Annotated in this window: 14 protein-coding genes; 8 read left to right on the top strand and 6 right to left on the bottom strand. The window is 57.0% G+C overall.

The features are described from left to right. The first annotated feature begins 80 nt into the window (after positions 1-80). The 4 genes from EAO82_RS09475 to glpK all read left to right on the top strand — a co-directional run bounded on the left by EAO82_RS09475 (position 81) and on the right by glpK (position 3,920). Positions 81-665: a hypothetical protein gene (locus tag EAO82_RS09475; RefSeq protein WP_231703318.1), complete on the top strand. Its 585-nt coding sequence runs from the start codon at positions 81-83 to the stop codon at positions 663-665. 143 nt (positions 666-808) lie between these two features. Next, positions 809-1,846 (top strand): NADP-dependent oxidoreductase, encoded by a 1,038-nt coding sequence (locus EAO82_RS09470; protein ID WP_096348515.1) that lies wholly within the window; start codon positions 809-811, stop codon positions 1,844-1,846. 62 nt (positions 1,847-1,908) lie between these two features. Further along, complete coding sequence (ybaK, locus tag EAO82_RS09465) at positions 1,909-2,394, top strand: Cys-tRNA(Pro) deacylase (RefSeq protein ID WP_096348514.1); 486 nt, start codon at positions 1,909-1,911, stop codon at positions 2,392-2,394. Positions 2,395-2,429: 35 nt separating this feature from the next. Beyond that, positions 2,430-3,920 carry a glycerol kinase GlpK gene (gene glpK, locus EAO82_RS09460; protein WP_096348513.1) on the top strand — a complete coding sequence of 497 codons (1,491 nt, stop codon included), beginning with the start codon at positions 2,430-2,432 and terminating at the stop codon, positions 3,918-3,920. A gap of 50 nt (positions 3,921-3,970) precedes the next feature. On the opposite strand, the gene EAO82_RS09455 is transcribed toward glpK, so the two are convergent. Then, positions 3,971-5,119 carry an AI-2E family transporter gene (locus EAO82_RS09455; protein ID WP_096348512.1) on the bottom strand — a complete coding sequence of 383 codons (1,149 nt, stop codon included), beginning with the start codon at positions 5,117-5,119 and terminating at the stop codon, positions 3,971-3,973. A gap of 225 nt (positions 5,120-5,344) precedes the next feature. Further along, positions 5,345-5,977: a response regulator transcription factor gene (locus EAO82_RS09450; protein WP_096348511.1), complete on the bottom strand. Its 633-nt coding sequence runs from the start codon at positions 5,975-5,977 to the stop codon at positions 5,345-5,347. 203 nt (positions 5,978-6,180) lie between these two features. Between EAO82_RS09450 and EAO82_RS09445 the strand changes: the two genes are divergently transcribed. Continuing rightward, positions 6,181-7,122, top strand: coding sequence for an endonuclease (locus tag EAO82_RS09445; protein ID WP_410402963.1), 942 nt, complete (start codon positions 6,181-6,183; stop codon positions 7,120-7,122). A gap of 75 nt (positions 7,123-7,197) precedes the next feature. Here EAO82_RS09445 and EAO82_RS09440 read toward each other — a convergent pair whose 3' ends face one another. Further along, complete coding sequence (locus tag EAO82_RS09440) at positions 7,198-7,389, bottom strand: CsbD family protein (RefSeq protein ID WP_149331191.1); 192 nt, start codon at positions 7,387-7,389, stop codon at positions 7,198-7,200. Between the two features lie 601 nt (positions 7,390-7,990). Between EAO82_RS09440 and tssI the strand changes: the two genes are divergently transcribed. The 3 genes from tssI (at position 7,991) to EAO82_RS09425 (ending at position 13,496) form a co-directional block, all read left to right on the top strand. Continuing rightward, positions 7,991-10,084, top strand: coding sequence for a type VI secretion system tip protein TssI/VgrG (gene tssI, locus EAO82_RS09435; RefSeq protein ID WP_096347367.1), 2,094 nt, complete (start codon positions 7,991-7,993; stop codon positions 10,082-10,084). Positions 10,085-10,089: 5 nt separating this feature from the next. Continuing rightward, positions 10,090-10,932 carry a DUF4123 domain-containing protein gene (locus EAO82_RS09430; protein ID WP_231703316.1) on the top strand — a complete coding sequence of 281 codons (843 nt, stop codon included), beginning with the start codon at positions 10,090-10,092 and terminating at the stop codon, positions 10,930-10,932. Between the two features lie 665 nt (positions 10,933-11,597). Further along, positions 11,598-13,496, top strand: a complete 1,899-nt coding sequence (locus tag EAO82_RS09425) for a LysM domain-containing protein (RefSeq protein ID WP_231703349.1) — start codon at positions 11,598-11,600, stop codon at positions 13,494-13,496. 30 nt (positions 13,497-13,526) lie between these two features. On the opposite strand, the gene EAO82_RS09420 is transcribed toward EAO82_RS09425, so the two are convergent. The 3 genes from EAO82_RS09420 to EAO82_RS09410 form a co-directional block, all read right to left on the bottom strand. Next, on the bottom strand, positions 13,527-14,519 hold the full coding sequence (locus EAO82_RS09420) for a formylglycine-generating enzyme family protein (protein WP_096347364.1): 993 nt from the start codon (positions 14,517-14,519) through the stop codon (positions 13,527-13,529). A 241-nt stretch (positions 14,520-14,760) separates the two neighbouring features. After that, positions 14,761-15,597 (bottom strand): PhzF family phenazine biosynthesis protein, encoded by an 837-nt coding sequence (locus EAO82_RS09415; RefSeq protein ID WP_096347363.1) that lies wholly within the window; start codon positions 15,595-15,597, stop codon positions 14,761-14,763. Positions 15,598-15,751: 154 nt separating this feature from the next. Further along, the gene (locus tag EAO82_RS09410) at positions 15,752-17,758 is read right to left on the bottom strand and encodes a methyl-accepting chemotaxis protein (RefSeq protein WP_096347362.1); all 2,007 of its coding nucleotides are present in this window, start codon (positions 17,756-17,758) and stop codon (positions 15,752-15,754) included. Positions 17,759-17,881 lie beyond the last annotated feature (123 nt).

Raw genomic sequence — 17,881 nt, 5'->3', positions numbered from 1 at the left:
AAAACAATATTTTACTTTGTCTTTTTAGGACTATGCTTCACCTAAGCCCTTTAACGTACTTATGCAGTTAAGGTGATCATGTGACAACGGTTAGCCCGTATTTGATGCAGTCTCCTCAGCTTCACCTGAATCATGATCCCGCAGCTGCGATCGGTCAGGAACCCGCGCTTCCTTTCAATCCGCCGCTGAACATCGCCGTTCTGGTACCGCCGCAGAGCTTGCGTTGTCATGTGATACGCCCGACCTTGACCTATTTGGGCGTCGCCGACACCAGAGCTGAAAATCTGTTATTGGGCACCTTGCTGGCCATGGCCTGGCTGCCGGCGGACAAGCAATCGGGCGACGGCATCGGGCCATACGGCATCAGCGCCAGCGTGCACACCCGGCTGTGGGACGACTACCTGGCTACCCAGCCTGACCTCGCCAGCCTGATTCGCGGACTGGCTAGCCAACGCTGCTTTCTGCAGGATCCGCACGCCGAGCTGGCCTATAACCTGGCTTATGCTACCGCCATCGCATGGATGATTTACCAGCAGCAGGCAGTCTGCCTTGCCGAAGCATCCGATACTCAGGCACTTGCGCATGTTTGGCAACTTACCTACCCCCACCGCGGCGGCCTGGCTCGCGACTTTATCAGCAGTTGGAATATGACCCACGGCGACTAGTAGCCGATCTTCGCCTGATCAATACCCCACCATAAGCCTGTGCCAGCCTGGTTGACCTACCGGTCAACCGCTCGCATTCTGCATGCACAGTTATTGCCAACAACTTATCCCGTACTCGCAACCAAATAACCAGGGAGACACCCATGCCTCAGAACAATCAGGTCAACCGTCAGATACTGCTCGCTTCACGCCCGGTAGGCGCTCCTAAAGCCGAGAACTTCAACCTGGTCGAAAGCCCGATCCCAAAACCCGAACAGGGTCAGATGCTGCTCCGCGCCCTGTGGACGTCCCTGGACCCCTACATGCGCGGGCGGATGAGCGATGCCAAGTCCTATTCAGAGCCGGTACCGGTTGGCGGCGTGATGCCCTGTGGCGCGGTATGTCGGGTGGAGGAGTCGCACCTTGAAGGCTTCGCCAAGGGCGATCTGGTCATGTCCTACACGGCCGGTTGGCAGGATTATTCGGTCAGCAATGGCACCATGGTGTTCAAGCTCGACCCGCAGATGCAGAACCCTTCGCAGGCACTGGGTGTACTCGGCATGCCCGGCTTTACCGGCTATATGGGCCTGCTGGACATCGGCCAGCCCAAGCCGGGTGAAACCGTGGTAGTCGCCGCCGCCACCGGTCCGGTCGGCGCGGTCGTGGGCCAGGTTGCCAAGCTCAAGGGCTGCCGCGTGGTCGGCGTAGCTGGCGGTGCGGAAAAATGCGCTTACGCGGTCAAGGAGCTCGGCTTTGATGCCTGCCTGGATCACAAACAGGATGACCTCGCCGAGCAACTGGCCCAGGCCTGCCCCCAGGGTATCGATGTGTACTTCGAGAACGTCGGTGGCAAGGTGTTCGACGCGGTGATGCCGCTGCTTAATCCGCACTCGCGCATTCCGGTCTGCGGCCTGATCGCCCAGTACAATGCCACCGAGCTGCCGCCTGGCCCGGATCGTTTGCCGCAGTTGATGCGCCTGATGCTCAGCCAGCGTATTCGCATGCAGGCGTTTATCATTTTTGACAACTACGGCCCGCACTACCCCGAGTTTCTCAAGGTCATGACGCCCTGGGTTGCCGAAGGCAAGGTCAAGGTCAAGGAAGATCAGGTCGATGGACTGGAGAATGCACCTGCCGCCTTTATGGGGCTGCTGGAAGGCAGGAACTTCGGCAAGCTGGTAGTGAAGATCGCCGACAGCTGATCAGCACTTGGCGACAGCGCAGGGACGCTTTAATCTTGCAGCGTCCCTGCCAGGAATTCACCATGACGCCAGCTACAAAATTGCTCGACAAAGCCGGCATTGATTACCGGCTGCATCGCTATCAACATGACCCCAAGGCCCAATCTTATGGCGGTGAAGCCGCCGACAAACTCGGACTCGATCCTGCGCGTGTGTTCAAGACGCTGCTAGCCAGCAGCGAAACCGCCGAGCTATTGGTTGCCATTGTACCGGTCAACGGCATGCTTGATCTTAAAGCACTGGCAGCTTCAGCCCACGTCAAAAAAATTGCCATGGCCGACCCCGCCGCTGCACAGCGCAGCACCGGCTATCTGCTGGGCGGCATCAGCCCGTTAGGGCAAAAGAAAGCATTGCGGACCTTTATCGACACCAGCGCCCGGCAATGGCCTACCCTGTATGTCAGCGGCGGCCGACGTGGGTTGGAAATTGAACTGACCGCAGAGGCGCTGGCCAGCCAGACCCGTGGGGAATTCGCGAACATTAGCCGCGCAGACAAACCGCATCACTGACCGTTAAAAGCAATCACAACAAGGACAGCCGCGCCATGGCCCAGCATATTCTCGCCATCGACCAGGGCACTACCAGTAGCCGCGCCATTATTTTTGACGCCCAGGCCAACCCCGTCGCCGTCTCTCAGGCCGAGTTCAAGCAGTACTTTCCACAGGACGGCTGGGTCGAGCACGACGGCGAAGAGATCTGGTCCAGCACCCTGGACGTTTGCCGCGATGTACTGCACAAGGCTCAACTTCAGGCCAGCGATATTAGCGCCATCGGCATTACCAACCAGCGTGAAACCACGCTGCTGTGGGATGCCGAGACCGGCGAACTGCTACATCACGCGATCGTTTGGCAGGATCGGCGCACCGCCGACTACTGCACCGAGCTGAAAGAAGCCGGTCACGAGGCGATGGTCACGGCCAATACCGGGCTGTTGATCGACCCCTACTTTTCCGGCACCAAACTACGCTGGCTACTGGACAACGTTGATAGCGCCCGAGAACGCGCCGACCAGGGCAAACTGCGGTTCGGTACCGTCGACACTTTCCTGCTCTGGCGTCTGACCGGCGGTAAGGTGCACCGTACTGACGCCAGCAACGCCTCGCGCACGCTGATGTTCAATATTCATACCCAGCAGTGGGACGAGCAAATGCTCGAACTGCTAGGCATCCCCTCCAGCTTGCTGCCCGAGGTGATGGACTGTGCTGCCGAATTCGGCACTACTGAAGCCGACGTATTGGGCGCGGCGATTCCCGTAGCCGGCATCGCCGGCGATCAGCAGGCAGCGCTGATTGGCCAGGCCTGCTTCAAAGCCGGCATGGTCAAAAGCACGTATGGCACCGGATGCTTTATGGTGATGAATACCGGTGACAAGCCGATCCGCTCCGAGCACCGGCTGTTAACCACCGTCGGCTATCGGCTCAAAGGCAAGACTACCTATGCTCTGGAGGGCAGCATCTTTGTTGCCGGTGCAGCGATTCAATGGCTGCGAGACGGCCTGAAACTGATTCAGCATGCCGGCGAAACCGAAGCCATGGCCGAAGAGACCGGTGACCAGTGCGGCGTCTACCTGGTACCGGCCTTTACCGGCCTGGGCGCACCCTACTGGGACCCGAAGGCACGGGGCGCGATCTTTGGCCTGACGCGCGACACCGGCATTGCCGAGATCGTCACCGCCGGCCTGCAGTCGGTGTGTTTTCAAACCCGCGACCTGCTGGACGCGATGATCGCCGACGGCGCCAACAGCACCGCCGCACTGCGCGTGGATGGCGGCATGGTAGTCAACAACTGGGTGGTTCAGGCGTTGGCAAATATTCTCGGTGTACCGGTAGACAGGCCGCAGGTGACCGAAACCACAGCGCTGGGCGCCGCTTATCTCGCTGGGTTACAGATTGGTTTGTTCAAGGATCTGGACGACATAGCCCAACGTTGGCAATGCGAGCGCGCATTTAGCCCGGCCATGCCCGAGGCCAAACGCGAGCAGCTCTATTCCGGCTGGCTGGATGCCATTCGCCGTGTCAGAGATGTACCTGTCTAAGGTGTTCTTGTCTGGGCTAAGCCCGCCTGAACAGGCGGGCTGGTTCCGTTCTAACGGCTAGCATCGCCGCCGGAGCTAATCGACAGAGTATCAATTTGTGGCGTGGACGCAGGTGTTGCAGGCGTGTCGGCCAGCGGGATTTCGATTTTCGCCTGCTCCCTCGCATCAGCAAACAAGCTCCAGGCCGCGATAAATAGCGCGGCAATCATTGGTCCGATCACAAAGCCGTTCAGACCAAACAAAGACAGTCCGCCGAGAGTGGAAATCAGTACTACGTAGTCCGGCAGTTTGAGATCCTTGCCGACCAGTTGCGGGCGCAAAATGTTGTCCGCCAGCCCAATCACAATGGCACCGAAGGCGGTCAATACCGCAGCCTGCCAGATCGCCCCAGTGGCCAGAAAGTAAATAGCGACCGGCCCCCAGATCAAGCCTGCACCCACCGCCGGCAACAATGACAGCACCGCCATCAGCACACCCCACAGCAGCGCACCCTGAAGCCCCAGCACCCAGAAAATAAAGCCGCCCAACGCGCCCTGCACCACCGCCACAGCGATGTTACCTTTGACCGTAGCCTTGACCACCATGGTGAACTTGGTCAGTAGGTGCTGCTTGTATGTTTCACCCAGCGGGATGGCTCGCTTGATATGCCGGGAAACCGTGGGCCCGTCGCGCAACAGAAAGAAAAGCAGATAGAGCATGATCGCGAAGCTGACCAGGAAGCGGAAAGTGTCCTGGCCGACACCAAATGCCTTGGTGGCAACGAATTGGCTGGCTTGCTGCGCACCCTCAGAGAGCTGCTGTTGGACGCCGGAAAGATCCGCCAACCCGAATCGCGCCAGCAGATCCTGCACTGGCCCGGGTAGCGCGGTCATGATCTGCTCGAAGTAATCACCAAAATTGATATTGCCGGACTCCATCCGCTCGTACAGAGCCGCGCCTTCCTGCACCAGCGCTCCGGTGAGAAAAATCACCGGCAGGATCACCATCAACAAGATCATCATCAGCGTCACAAATGCCGATAAACCGCGCCGACCATTGAGTTTGGTTTCAATCCAGCGCTGCACCGGCTGGAAGATGATCGCTAAAATGGTGCCCCAGAAAACCGCGCTATAAAACGGCAACAACAGCCAGATAAAGGCCACCGATACGATCACTAATAACAGGATAAAGCTTTTTTCTTCCGCTCGAGCTTTCAGCATGATTCTTCCATAAAGTGGCGCAAACAGGTCGCGATCAATCGGCGATGACGCTGATCAGAACACGAGTTTACTCCGCCGTTCCATTCCCAGCTACGTCTCCCCCTAAACCGCTACGCCTGGCCCAGGCAACTTGATGATTTCAGTGCGCGCCGACTTCTGAACGGGCGCACCGCAAGCAGGCTCGGCACCCATCCCAGGTACCGAGCCTAGCGTTGCTTGTGGTGTTCAATGCTCTACTCCGATAACTCCCCGCTGCAGGGCAATGCTCACGGCCTGCGTCCGATTACGCGCGCCCAGTTTGCGCATTGCGGTGTGCAGATGCCCCTTTGCCGTTCCCTCGCTGATCGTCAGCAGCTGCGCCACTTGCCGATTGGATCGGCCCTGAGCGACCCAGCGCAATACTTGCCTCTCGCGACTCGACAGCGGGCCTGGGCTCACTTGAGCGGTCGAATCAACCTTGATGTCGGCCGGTAGCAAGTGTTGTCCAGCCGCCAGAGCAAGCACGGTGTCGACCAAGTCTGTATGTAAGGCATTTTTCAGCAGATACGCGCAGGCACGCGCGTTAGCCGCTTGCAGCATTTGCAGTTCTTTCGGATGAGAGCTCAATATCGCAATCTTTGCCTGGGGGTGTTCGCTGAGCATGCGGCTGATGGCGTCGATGCTATTCATGATCGGCCTTTGCACCGGCATCAAAATCACGTCCGGCTGCAAATCACGCAACAGCTCCATAGCGTCGCGCTCAGAATCCGTCTCGCCTGCCAACGCAATATCAGCGTTGCTGCTGATGATTGCAGCTACCCCCGCCCTCAGCAGCGGCTGGTCATCGATGATCATCAAGGTGATGGGCTTCCCGGCCATACGATTCCTCCCTTAGGCCGAATTCAAGCACACGTAACCAACCGCGCCCTGGAAAAGAGATAGGTTTCTGTCAAGTTTGTTATGGGGTTAACAATTTGCTTATCGCAGAACCCGTCTGAAACACGTTGTTCGTCACCAGGCGCACAGTTACCATGCCGACCGCAGTAATGGCTCCTTCAGCAATAGGAATAGCAGTGCCATTTATCTACCTTATCGCGAGTGCGCTGGTCGCCCTTGCGTCTTTATCGATTTCAGCCGCTCCACTTACTTTCGATCAAGCCAAGACAGAGCTACGCAGACAGGTCTTTCATGACCAGAATACCGCTGGCGATCTTTATTGCGGGTGTAACTGGCAGTGGCAGGGCCGTTCCGGTGGCCGCATGGATCTGGCGGCCTGCGGCTACAAGATTCGTGCCCAGGAAGTGCGTGCCGAACGCCTGGAATGGGAGCACGTAATGCCGGCCTGGGCCTTTGGGCATCAACGCCAATGCTGGCAACAAGGCGGGCGCAAAAACTGTATTCGTACCGATCCGGTGTTCCGTGCGATGGAAGCCGACATGCACAACCTTTGGCCCACCGTAGGTGAAGTCAATGCTGATCGCAGCAATTACAACTTTGGCCAACTGACCAGCACCCCCTACCGCTACGGCGCCTGTACTTCTCGGGTGGATTTCAAACAGCGGGTTGCCGAGCCCCGAAATGAGGCCAAAGGCACAGTAGCGCGCATTCAGTTCTATATGCACGACCGTTATGGCCTGAACATGTCCAGGCAGCAACAGCAATTGCTGATGGCCTGGTACGGCAAATATCCGGTGACCGAGCCCGAGCGAGTCCGTGACCAGCGGATTGCCCGCGTGATGGGGCACAGCAATCCTTATGTAACCGGCGAGCGTACCTGGAGTATCGGCAAGCGCCCCAGTGGGGAAGGTTTGAAAGAACTGGAGAAACGCACTCAGATTGCCTCGGCGAAGAGTTCACATGCCGCGGTACAAGGTGAAATTATTGGCAATCGCAACAGCAAGGTGTTTCATCTGCCGCAGGGCTGCCCCAGCTACAACCTGGTCGCGGAACGCAACAGGGTTATATTTGAGACTGTGGCCCAGGCGCAAGCCGGGGGCTATCGGAAAGCGGGGAATTGTCGTTAGGGTGGGAGAATACATGTTGCCGCTACGCAGCAGCGTCGACTTTACAGTCGCGCTGCTGCTCTTTATAAACGGGTATCAGGCCTTGTCGATACCGTCTTTGACTGCGTTTTTAACATCACCTTTGAGGTTCTGAGCTTTGCCCTTGACCTCTTGAGCCGCGCCTTCGCCTTGCAGGCGCTCATTACCAACCGTCTTACCTACAGCTTGCTTGCCTTTGCCAGCAACTTCGTTTGCCGTGCCTTTAATTTTGTCTGTAGTGCCGCTCATAATGGTACTCCTGCTAACGGTCGGGATTCGACCGTACATTGCTATGACATTTGGCCGTGATTTCAGTTCATTAGCTACTACGTTCATCTTCCTGAAAAGCGCTAAGCGTAATCCGTGACTCCTGTGGCCGTATTGATTTGTAAACCCTGTACCCGGCACCCTCTCGCAGTTGCCACCCGTCCACTTACCCAGCCGAAAAGCCGAATGGATCCCCGCCTTCGCGAGGATGACGGCTTTGGGGAGACGTGGGTATACGATTTTTCGCCCTAGCCACTGAACTCTCCCAATCCCCCCGTCATTCCCGCGCAGGCGGGAATCCAAGCGGTCTGGACCAGTCACACACCCTCCCCGTCATCTCGTCATTCCCGCAAAAGCGGGAATCCATTTTGACCTTGGTTTTTATTGTCTTTCGGCCCCAGCGGATCACTACCTGCGCAACTTCTTGCGCACATATCCCCTTGATCTGATTGATCTTTCTACCAGCCTAGACCACCCATTTTGCCGACTGGCTCACACAACTCCACACCCCGATCTGCGATAATCTGCGCGCGCCCAGCACGGCCGCTTTCGCTCTTAGCCCTACCAGCACAAGGAACATCGGATGTTCGCCGCCGCCAACCAGGCCCACTTCACCCTCGATATTCCCGGCGTCTCGCACGACTTCAAGGTCCTGTCCTTTGAAGGCGTCGAGCACATCAGCCAGCCCTACCACTTCCAACTGGAGCTGGTCAGCGAACGCCCGGACCTGGATATCGACCGCCTGCTCCAGCAACCGGCCTTCTTCAGCTTTGCAGGGAAGGGCAAAGGCATCCACGGCCTGATCCACCGCGTCGCCCAAGGCGATGCCGGCAAGCGACTGACGCGCTACCATATCGATCTGGTGCCACACCTGTTTTATCTCAGCCACCGCACCAACCAACGCATCTTCCAGCACCTGACCGTACCGCAGATCATCGCCCGAGTATTAAGCGACCACGGCATCCAGGCCGATGCCTACCGCTTTCAATTCAATACGGATTACCCGCAGCGCGACTACTGCACCCAATACGACGAAACCGACCTGCATTTCATCCAACGCCTGTGCGAAGAAGAAGGTATCCACTACCACTTCGAACACAGCAGCAATAACCATCTTTTGGTCTTCGGCGACGACCAGACCGGTTTCCCGAAACTGGATCGCCCCACTGCGTATATTCAGGACAGCGGCCTGGTCGCCGATGAGCCGGTAATCAAGCGCTTCGCCATGCGCGTCGAAACCCGCCCCAGCCGCGTCACCCGTCGTGATTACGACTTTGAAAAGCCGCATCTGCTGATGGAGGCGGCCCACAAGACTGAGCAGCCGGTCGAAGGCGATCAACCGCCAATACCGCTACCGGATCTGGAAGATTACGACTACCCCGGCCTGTTCAGCGAACGCGCCCGCGGCAAGCACCTGGCCAAACGCAGCCTGGAACGCCACCGCAGTGACTACCGCCTGGCTGAAGGCAAGAGTGATGTACCCACGTTGATCAGCGGCCACTTCCTCACCCTCTCCGAACACCCCCGAGCCGACTGGAACGACCTCTGGCTGATCACCGGGATTCAGCACGAAGGCAAGCAGCCCCAGGTGCTGGAAGAGTCGGTTACCAGTGACGTCAAAGCATCAGACGGTTTTACCCAAGGCTACCGCAATCAATTCACCGCCACGCCCTGGGACGTCCCTTTCCGCCCGCAACTGAATCACTCAAAGCCGAAAGTGCTGGGCAGCCAGACCGCCGTCGTCACAGGCCCCGAAAACGAAGAAATCCACTGCGACCAGTACGGCCGTATCAAGGTCCAGTTCCACTGGGATCGCGAGGGCCAGGGCAACGACCAAACCAGCTGCTGGCTGAGAGTCTCCTCCAGTTGGGCCGGCAACCAGTACGGCGGCATCGCCATCCCCAGAATCGGTATGGAAGTCCTCATTACCTTCCTGGAGGGCGACCCCGACCAACCCCTGGTCACCGGCTGCCTGTACCACAAGACCCACCCGGTTCCCTACGACCTACCCGCGCACAAAACCCGCAGCGTCTTCAAAACCCTGAGCACTGCCCCGGGCGGCGGTGGCGACGGGTACAACGAACTGCGCATCGAAGACAAGAAAGGCGAAGAACAGATCTACCTGCACGCCCAGCGTGACTGGGACGAGAACATCGAGAACGACCAGAAGATCCGCGTCGGCAATGAACGCCATGACCGGGTAGAGGCCAACAGCTACAGCGAGTTCATGGCTGAAGAACACCACACCACCCACGGCGAGCGCAAAAGCGAAATCAAGGCCAATGACTATCTGACGGTTGCCGATAGCCAACATATCAAGCTGGGCACCGCCCAACTGACCAAGGCAGGAAGGGAAATTCACCTCAAAGCCGGCCAGAAAATGGTCATTGAGGCCGGCATGGAGATCACCCTGAAAGCAGGTGGTTCCTTTATCAAAATCGATCCTGGCGGCGTGACGCTGGTGGGGCCGAGTGTGAAGATGAACTCCGGTGGTTCGCCGGGCAAGGGTGGTGGTGTGCACGCGGTTCTGCCGGCGCAAGCTCTGGCAGCTGCTACCGCTAAAGCGGGCATGGTTCTAGAGCAATACCGAGCGCAAGCGTTGGCAGGTCATCTGTTGCCAGCCGATGGCTGTATTTTTGATGCCAGTGGCAAATGCATGATTCACCCGCACGGATAGAGCCCATGACTATTGAAATTGTGTCTCCTTTCGAGCAATCACCTGACTCTGAAAAAGGTACGCGCTGCGTTCTAATCGACCCGGTCGCCGATGCTCAACTTAGCCGCTGGATATATGAGCTTGCTCCACAAGGAGCGCCGCAGTGGATGCCGTTGTTTACTGGAACAGAATACGCCTCCCTGACGGACATCAGCCCGGCGTTGGTCTTAAGCGGTGAGCGAGGTGACTGGGCTGGCTACGCCAGCGCTTTGCTGGAGCAAAGTCATGCTGGCTGCGTCCTATATCTGGAAGATCGAAGTCAGTGGACGGATGCAGTCAAGCATTGCCAAAGCCTGCTGACAATTCGCACCAAAGAAAAGTCTGCTCAGCTGATGCGTTTTTTTGAGCCCCGTTGGTTGGAGCCGTTAATCGCATCACTCACGCCAGATGAACTTCAGGCGTTTCTAGGTCCTTTTAGCGGGCTGGCCTGGCGCAACGAGCTGGGCTGGCGTTACCAGTCGCGTCTTCAGCCTTGGGATGGCGTTGTACACAAACCAGGTTGGTTGCACATAGGCAGCGCGAGACAGCAAGCGATGAGACAGAAGCGACTAGAAGTCATCGCAACCGAACTGGCAAAGGATTACAGCGCGGTCTTGAAAATGCCAGCACCACAACACTTCGTTTACGATCAGTTGTGTCTGGCGCAAACCGCAGGAGTAGAACAGAAAGCGCATTTCGAACGTTGGATCAGGTTGGCTCTCCATAGCCAGGATAGGCCCTGGCCGACGGCCGAAGCCAAGCAGGTTTTGGCGCGTGATGATCTGGTGGTTGCAGGCAAATTGGACGCATTGGAACGCCTTTACGGCTAGGGACGCAGGACATGTCGAACGCAAGAGAATACATCGTGCAGCAGGGCGACACCCTTGAGGCCATTGCCCGGCAGCATGGCACCAGCACAGGCGCGTTGCAGCAACGCAATCCAGTTATTCGCAGCCCTGACCATATACAGCCTGGCTGGAAGATCAAAGTGCCAGCTAGCGCACCCGCTGCGAACGATGCCACCGCAGCTGTCGTAACTGCCGGTAGCCTAACGAATGCAGACCCTCTGCCACCACCTCGTCACGCGGATGATTGCAGCACAACCCAGACTCAGGCATCCAGCCCGTGCGCTGCGGAATTGGTGGATGTGGTGCACATTACCGGAGACCCCGACTTCTACGTGCTTACAGAAGAGCAAGCGCAGTCCCTGAAGCGAGAAATTAATAGGGTCCAACAGCTGATGGACGAGCTACAGACGACACTGGCCGATGCGACTCAGCGAGTGGACTGCAGCAAGGAAACAGATACTGAAGCCAGTTGCCCCTGTGCGCGCTGCAAAAAACAAGAGTGGGCACAGAAAGCCCAGGAAGCCGGCCTGCTGAGTGTCGATCCGCCAGCAGCGCAACCGACGCCCGCTTTGACTACCGAAGAGGATATCCAAGGGCAACTGACCAAGTTCCGGCAGGCGCGTGAATGGTATGCCGGCTATAGCCCTGTGCGTGCTTTGGACGTCGGCAACGCAATGGAAAGTAACTGGGAGCCGCTGCGGCAGCACAAGCTTGCAGAGCTGGACGCTGAAATTGTGCGTCTGCGCGGCCTTCTCAGTAGCGAACCGGCTAGCAGCAGCACTCTGGCCAATGGCACCACAGCAGATGCCCGTTACGGGCAAGCAGGAAGTCGTAGCGTAAGCACTCAACGTGGCTCGCAGCGCCGTAGCAGTATCACAGTTGTTGAAGTCAGCCTGTTCAGCCAGCCGGATCGCCGCTACTACATCGCGTCCCGGTTTCACGAACAGGTTAGTTGGAGGGAGAAGGTCAGCACGAGGGTCTTGCAAGGCAGGGCGTTCAACAGGCAATTGGCGAAAGAGCTGCTGGACGATATTCGCAAGGGTGTGAACGATGGCCGCCGGGCCAGCCCGCTGGGCAGTCTGGAGGCCAAGCTGGTCAGTTGGAGCAGCAGTGAAGACAACCTGCTCAATGCCCTTCATAAAGAAACGGCCTGGACCAGTAACAGTGATGATGCGGCGCCCTATGCGGTATCAAGCGAAGCACATGCGCTGCGGTTTGCCGCCAGCGCCAGTGCCGGCGTCAACAGCTGGAACCCGGCAGAGGGAAACATTGAAGTGGGCGCTAAAGGCAGTGCCGCGTTTTCCCTGGGCGAAGGCTCTGTGTCACTCAACAGCTACTTCCCCTCCCAGGGCGGGAAAACCATGCAACTGGCTTACCGCAATGCCAACGGCGATACCGTGGTGCACCCGTTCGGCGTGTTCCGTCTACAGGGCAAACTGGAGATGTCGTGCTTTGTAGGCGCACAGGCTCAGGGAAGTGCTGGAGTAAAAGCTCAGTACCGACCCAGCGACGAAGGGCCAGGTGGCTCAACCGCGCTGCTGGGCTCGCCTCGGATTGAGGCCGGTCGCGGTGGTTATATCGGCATAAAGGGTGACGCCTTTGCTGGCGCGCAGGCAGGCGGAGCAATCAGTGGTGTTATGCAATGGATCGAACCAAGCAGGGTTGGTCGGGGGCCAGTGGTTTCCGGCCAGTCGAATGCAGGCAGCAGTTGGACCAGCTTGGCTGAAGTAAAGGCTGAGGGTAATGCAGCGCTGGGTATTGGTGCAGGGTTTGATTTTGGTCTCAGTATCGAATTAGACCGCCTGGCCTTTAACTGCAGCGGCCGCCTGGTATTTGGTCCTGGTGCGGGTGGCGGTTTGGCGACCGTGGTTGACCTGGAAAATACGTACAAAGTGGTGAAACTTTTCTGTGATGCATTGGCAGAAATTGATTATCACTATTTGCTGAGTGTTAACGAAGAAGCCTTTATGTATATCGCTCAGGGGCTTTATCAAATCGCGACCGCGCCCGGATCCGCTATGGCAACCGCATTCGATATGGGCCAGGTAAGAATGCAACAGTGGTGGCGGTTACGAATGTCATCTAAGGCCGAAGCTGAAAATCTAGCTCAATATTTAAACAGACACAAAGCGGTACTTATCAATGGCCAGAAACTGCCAATAAACAAACTACCCCCTGAGACGCTTGGCCCTATGACCTACATGTTAAGCGAAAGGTTTGTGGAGAGCTGGCACGAGGCTCAGGAGGAAGCATTAGTGCTTTTGCTTTCCAGTGTACGGAGTTGGAGGCAAATGCTCAAACTACTGGAACATTGCTCACCAAATGGCGAAAGAGTTAACGGAATGCAGTCTCTCGACCGCCTCAACCGATTATTGGACGGCCAGGAACAGCATCAATTTAACCGCTACATCAACTCCTTGGCTCTCAGACAAAACGCCAGTTCGCAAAGTATCGGCCTCATGGCATGGACCCCGTCTAACCCCATGAGTAAGCGCGCCGTACTGATTGCGGCCCGCAACAGTGGACTATTCGAAGGTCTTGCGTAACTCTTCCGCTTCACCTCGCAGCAAAGCTGGTTATAGCTGCTGATCAGATTGCAAGGAGCAACGAAAGCTCGTTCCGGGATAATAGCCATCGCTTACTGGATTGTCCGGCCAGCGGCGTACGGTGATGGCACTCATCCAGTTGGTTTCAGCATAGTAGGAGCCCCGGCGCACTTTCTCAGTGCCTGTGTCTGGACCGGTAGGATTTGAGAGGGGAGACTCGGCGTAGTACCCCTCGCCATACCAATCGTTGACCCAGTCGGTAGCATTTCCGGTCATGTCGAAGAGACCAAGCAGATTAGGAGTGAACTGACCTATGGGTACTACGAAGGTTTCCTTGTCATGAAGAATATTCTTCCCATTATGGAGGTTACCATCCTCGGTGGCGTATTGAATGTACTGGCCGCGGTTACGGGCTGCAAACTCCCACTGGGCTTCAGACGGCAAATCTACCGAGTAAGAGCTGAGTTCTCCTAGCCACAAGCAGTAATCCTTTGCCTCTTGCCAGGTTTTGACTGGAGCAGGAATGTCTGCAGCAAAGTAGTCTGCCAGGTCTTCGCGGTCACGGTGCTCCTCATTGAAAAGGGGCAATCCTTGACTTGTGCGAAACAGATCAAAATCATCATGGCGGGTTTGGAAGCGTGACAAGTGATAACTGCTCAGCCGCACCTTATGTAGGTGATCATCGTGGTTAAAACGCGTTATCGGGCATAAGCGTTCCGGATCCTGACCATAAGGCCAAGTCCCCATATTCGAGGGATCGTAATTGCACAAAGTGCCAAAATCACCCATCTCAAACTCACCGCCCTCGATAAAGACCATGTCATCCAACGACCGCACTACGGTCGCGAGTATCTGCTCACGGAGGTTCCGTGAAAGATCCGGATATCGGGCTTCAACGCGTTCGGCGATTGCTTTCACTTTGTCTTCGGTTAGCTGCTCGCTATCGGGCAATGCCAGGGATTGCGCTTCGCAGCCGGACATTAACGTGCAAAGGCAGAGCGAGAGGAGGAAGCGGGATGGCATATATACGTCCTTGTTGTTACAGATCACTAACGTTTGGGCGCATTAATCTACCATTTGGCTACAATAAAAACGTCGCACTCGTTCACAAATAGCTGATTTGGAAAAAGAAACTGCCTACATTGCAGGTCGGCTCAGCAGGCAATAAGGCCGTCTGAACCTCCATATGACTTGCATAAATAAATCGTTCGCAACCATATAAGCACGGCTACACTTGAGACGCTTATGCCATCCATATTTACCTCTAGATCCAAACCTCCCCAGCCACACAACGCTGCACTTCCCCACCTACCCAGACATCATCACCCACTTTCTCGATATGCACCCTGCCCCGCCGCCCAATAACCGTGCCCTGACTGGAAACGTAGCGCTGTGGCAGCTTGCCGGCAGCTATCAACCACTGCGCGAGGCTGGCATTCAGACTGCCGGTGACCGGGTCTTCGGTGTACTCATCTCCTATAAAGGCGCGCACTTCCACATCAGCTTCCGCGCCAGCACCTGTCCAAGGCGCTATCACGCCGACATTCAGGCCTTTGAGCGCGGAATAATCCGCATGGATGGCGAGCGCTTCTTCACGCGATGACAGCAGTACGGCGACCCAACCAGGGCCGTTGTCCACCCAGTTACTGTCCAGCACACTCTCCAGCGAGATACCCAGCCCCTGAGTTACCAGTACAAGTGTTGCGTCGTCCACCTTGCCGCTGCGCACCATAGGCGGCGCGGCGAAAGCCAAGCGGGCGCCGTCGCGACGTATGCGTACCAGGCCCGCGCCACACTCCTGGACGATTTCCTTGGCCTGCGGCACGCCGCCGTTCTCCAGCCATACATGGCAGCTGCCTAGCGTGGGATGTCCCGCAAAGGGCAGCTCTCGCACGGGGGTAAAAATGCGCACACGGTAATCGGCATCGGGCGAGGTTGGGCGCAGCAGAAAAGTAGTTTCGCTGAGGTTGGTCCAGCGCGCGAATGCCGCCATCTGATCTTCAGTCAACGCGTCGGCGTTACTGACTACAGCCAGCGCATTGCCTTGCAGAGGCCTTTCAGCAAATACATCAACCTGTTGAAACGAGAATGAAGAAGGCATGCGCCGCTACTCCGAGGGTGAGTTGTTGTGACTATGCTAGTCAGACTCAGCGGCGACGCACAGATACAGATCAGCGCTAGATATGCGCCACAGAAATAACGGCAAACAGCCCAACGGGAAAAATAATCGCGAAATCAGAATTGCCCACCGTCGATCAGATCCTGAAATGACCGATCATGCCATTCAGCTTTCTGGTCATATCCGCCACTTCGCTGCTGGCACTCAAGGTGCGTCCTGCTTCATCGGCGTTAGCTTCACTCAACGCCTTGATCGCGAGTGTGTTGCGCTCAACGCTTTCTACTACGGCTGCCTGTTGCTCGGCGGCGGAAGCAATCTGTGTGCTGTGGTCTACAATCTCGCCCATGCTGTCCGTAATGGATTCAAAGATATTGGCTGCCAGGCTCACTTCCTTCACGGTCGCTGTCGCGCTGGTATGGCTGGACTGGATGGTTTTGACCGTACTGTCGACCTGTTGCTGCAAACGCGCGATCGTGCCGTAGATTTCATCGGTGAGCGTCTTTGAGCGCTGGGCGAGATTTCTGACTTCATCGGCCACCACCGCAAAACCACGCCCTTGCTCCCCCGCTCTAGCGGCTTCGATAGCCGCATTGAGAGCCAGAAGGTTGGTTTGATCGGCGATGCTCTGGATAACGGACACCGCCTTGTCGATCGACTGGCTCTCGACCTTCACTGCGGCTATACCTTCCAGTGAGTTATCCATTTCCCGATAGAACTGGTTAATCTGTTTTACAGCGCGCCCAATCTGCACGCTGCCTTCCTTGCATTGATCGCCGACACCGGTCGCGCGCTGGGCTGAGGTGTGCGAGCTGCGGCTAACCTCATGCACACTGTTGACCAGCTCACTCATGGAGCTGGCGATCAACTCAAGCTCGGCGGTCTGCTGGCTGATACTGCGCTGGCTCGCGTCGGCACTGGTGGTGACGCTATCCGCACGCTGAGAGGTAGCGCTGGAAACACTGGCCACCTCGCTGATCAACTGGCGCATCTGGTGCTGCATTCGATTGAAATCCAGCGCAAGGTCGCCCAGCTCATCCTTGGCGCTGGTGATCACGTCACCGCGCATATCGCCACCGGCCATCCGCCGGGTAGCGCCCACAATATCGCTAATCGCGCCATGCACAGACAGGTAAAAGCCGGTAAACAGATAAAGGATCACCAGCACCGCCAGCAACAATCCAGCCGACCACAACCAGAGGCTGGTCTGCCTTGCCCGCACACGTTCAGCCAGCCTCTCTTCGAGATGCCGTAGCGTGTCCTGAGTGGCCGACTCAAGCAGTCGCTCGGCGGGCTGATAAGCGTCGATGCTGCTCATCCAGTTAACGGTGGAATCCAGATCTGAAAACCAGGCCTGGGTGTAAATATCCAGTGTCTTGGTCTTGTACAGCTCACCCAGTGCCGCCCCCGCTTCGGCCAGAGTAGCACCAGCGCCGCTCGCCGCCTGCCCGCCCTGAACGGACGCCGCTTCCACTAGCCGTTCAATCTGGCTGGCAAGGTTCAGCACAGAAGGTCTTGAGGAAGACTCCAGAAATCCAAACGCCATCATGTACGCACTGTAGGCCTGAGTCTGGGCGAATGTCTGCTGAAACGGGAGCACGTGATTGATGAGCAGATCGACCTCTCGATAAACCACGGGATCGCTGTCCTGGCTGAGCCGTGATTGGGCGGCGATGGCCTTGATCGCGGCCTGCTGCGCCTCAACAGGCGGCATCTCATTGATAAAAAGTGTGTCCAGCGAAGCCCCTTGCTCAGCTACAGGCTTCGCATTCTGGTCGGCAGGCATCTGAGCCTGCTGATCGCCCAGACCAAGCTCCTCAAGCCGAGCATTCAAGGCGAGCGCCCGCTGCTCATAAGCTTCAACCCGCTCAGACAATTCGCTTTGCAGGTCAGGCTCATCTCGAGCTGCACGTACAACGTTGACGGTCGCAACCTCCAGGGCCAACTGATGAACGCCCAGATAATCTGCAATTATCGCCACACCTTGCAGTTCAGCCTCGGCTTCGTTCAGGTCATCGTTCAAATCGCCAAGCTTACCCGCTGACAACATGCAGAAGGGCACCATGAATACCACAAGAATGATGAGGAATTTCTGGGCATAGCGAGCCCGGGACATGAGTGCCAGTACTGGCTTGAAAACGAACATGATTCTCCTTAAACACTGCAAAGCAGATGCACGCGAAGTGGCAACGACGAGGACAAGAGGGGTAATAAAGCGGTATTGTACACAAAAGCATCGCAATGCCGCAGAAGAAAATCACGTTCGCCA

Source organism: Halopseudomonas pelagia (assembly GCF_009497895.1).
GTDB lineage: Bacteria > Pseudomonadota > Gammaproteobacteria > Pseudomonadales > Pseudomonadaceae > Halopseudomonas > Halopseudomonas pelagia_A.
Note: the sequence above shows the minus strand (reverse complement) of the source record. Positions and strands in the feature narration are given on the sequence as shown.

What these genes read in the sequence shown, in the direction of transcription:
- EAO82_RS09470 (WP_096348515.1), top strand. Translation starts at nt 809, where the DNA reads ATGCCTCAGAACAATCAGGTCAACCGTCAGATACTGCTCGCTTCACGC.
- ybaK (WP_096348514.1), top strand. Translation starts at nt 1,909, where the DNA reads ATGACGCCAGCTACAAAATTGCTCGACAAAGCCGGCATTGATTACCGG.
- glpK (WP_096348513.1), top strand. Translation starts at nt 2,430, where the DNA reads ATGGCCCAGCATATTCTCGCCATCGACCAGGGCACTACCAGTAGCCGC.
- EAO82_RS09455 (WP_096348512.1), bottom strand. Translation starts at nt 5,119, where the DNA reads ATGCTGAAAGCTCGAGCGGAAGAAAAAAGCTTTATCCTGTTATTAGTG.
- EAO82_RS09450 (WP_096348511.1), bottom strand. Translation starts at nt 5,977, where the DNA reads ATGGCCGGGAAGCCCATCACCTTGATGATCATCGATGACCAGCCGCTG.
- EAO82_RS09440 (WP_149331191.1), bottom strand. Translation starts at nt 7,389, where the DNA reads ATGAGCGGCACTACAGACAAAATTAAAGGCACGGCAAACGAAGTTGCT.
- tssI (WP_096347367.1), top strand. Translation starts at nt 7,991, where the DNA reads ATGTTCGCCGCCGCCAACCAGGCCCACTTCACCCTCGATATTCCCGGC.
- EAO82_RS09430 (WP_231703316.1), top strand. Translation starts at nt 10,090, where the DNA reads ATGACTATTGAAATTGTGTCTCCTTTCGAGCAATCACCTGACTCTGAA.
- EAO82_RS09420 (WP_096347364.1), bottom strand. Translation starts at nt 14,519, where the DNA reads ATGCCATCCCGCTTCCTCCTCTCGCTCTGCCTTTGCACGTTAATGTCC.
- EAO82_RS09415 (WP_096347363.1), bottom strand. Translation starts at nt 15,597, where the DNA reads ATGCCTTCTTCATTCTCGTTTCAACAGGTTGATGTATTTGCTGAAAGG.
- EAO82_RS09410 (WP_096347362.1), bottom strand. Translation starts at nt 17,758, where the DNA reads ATGTTCGTTTTCAAGCCAGTACTGGCACTCATGTCCCGGGCTCGCTAT.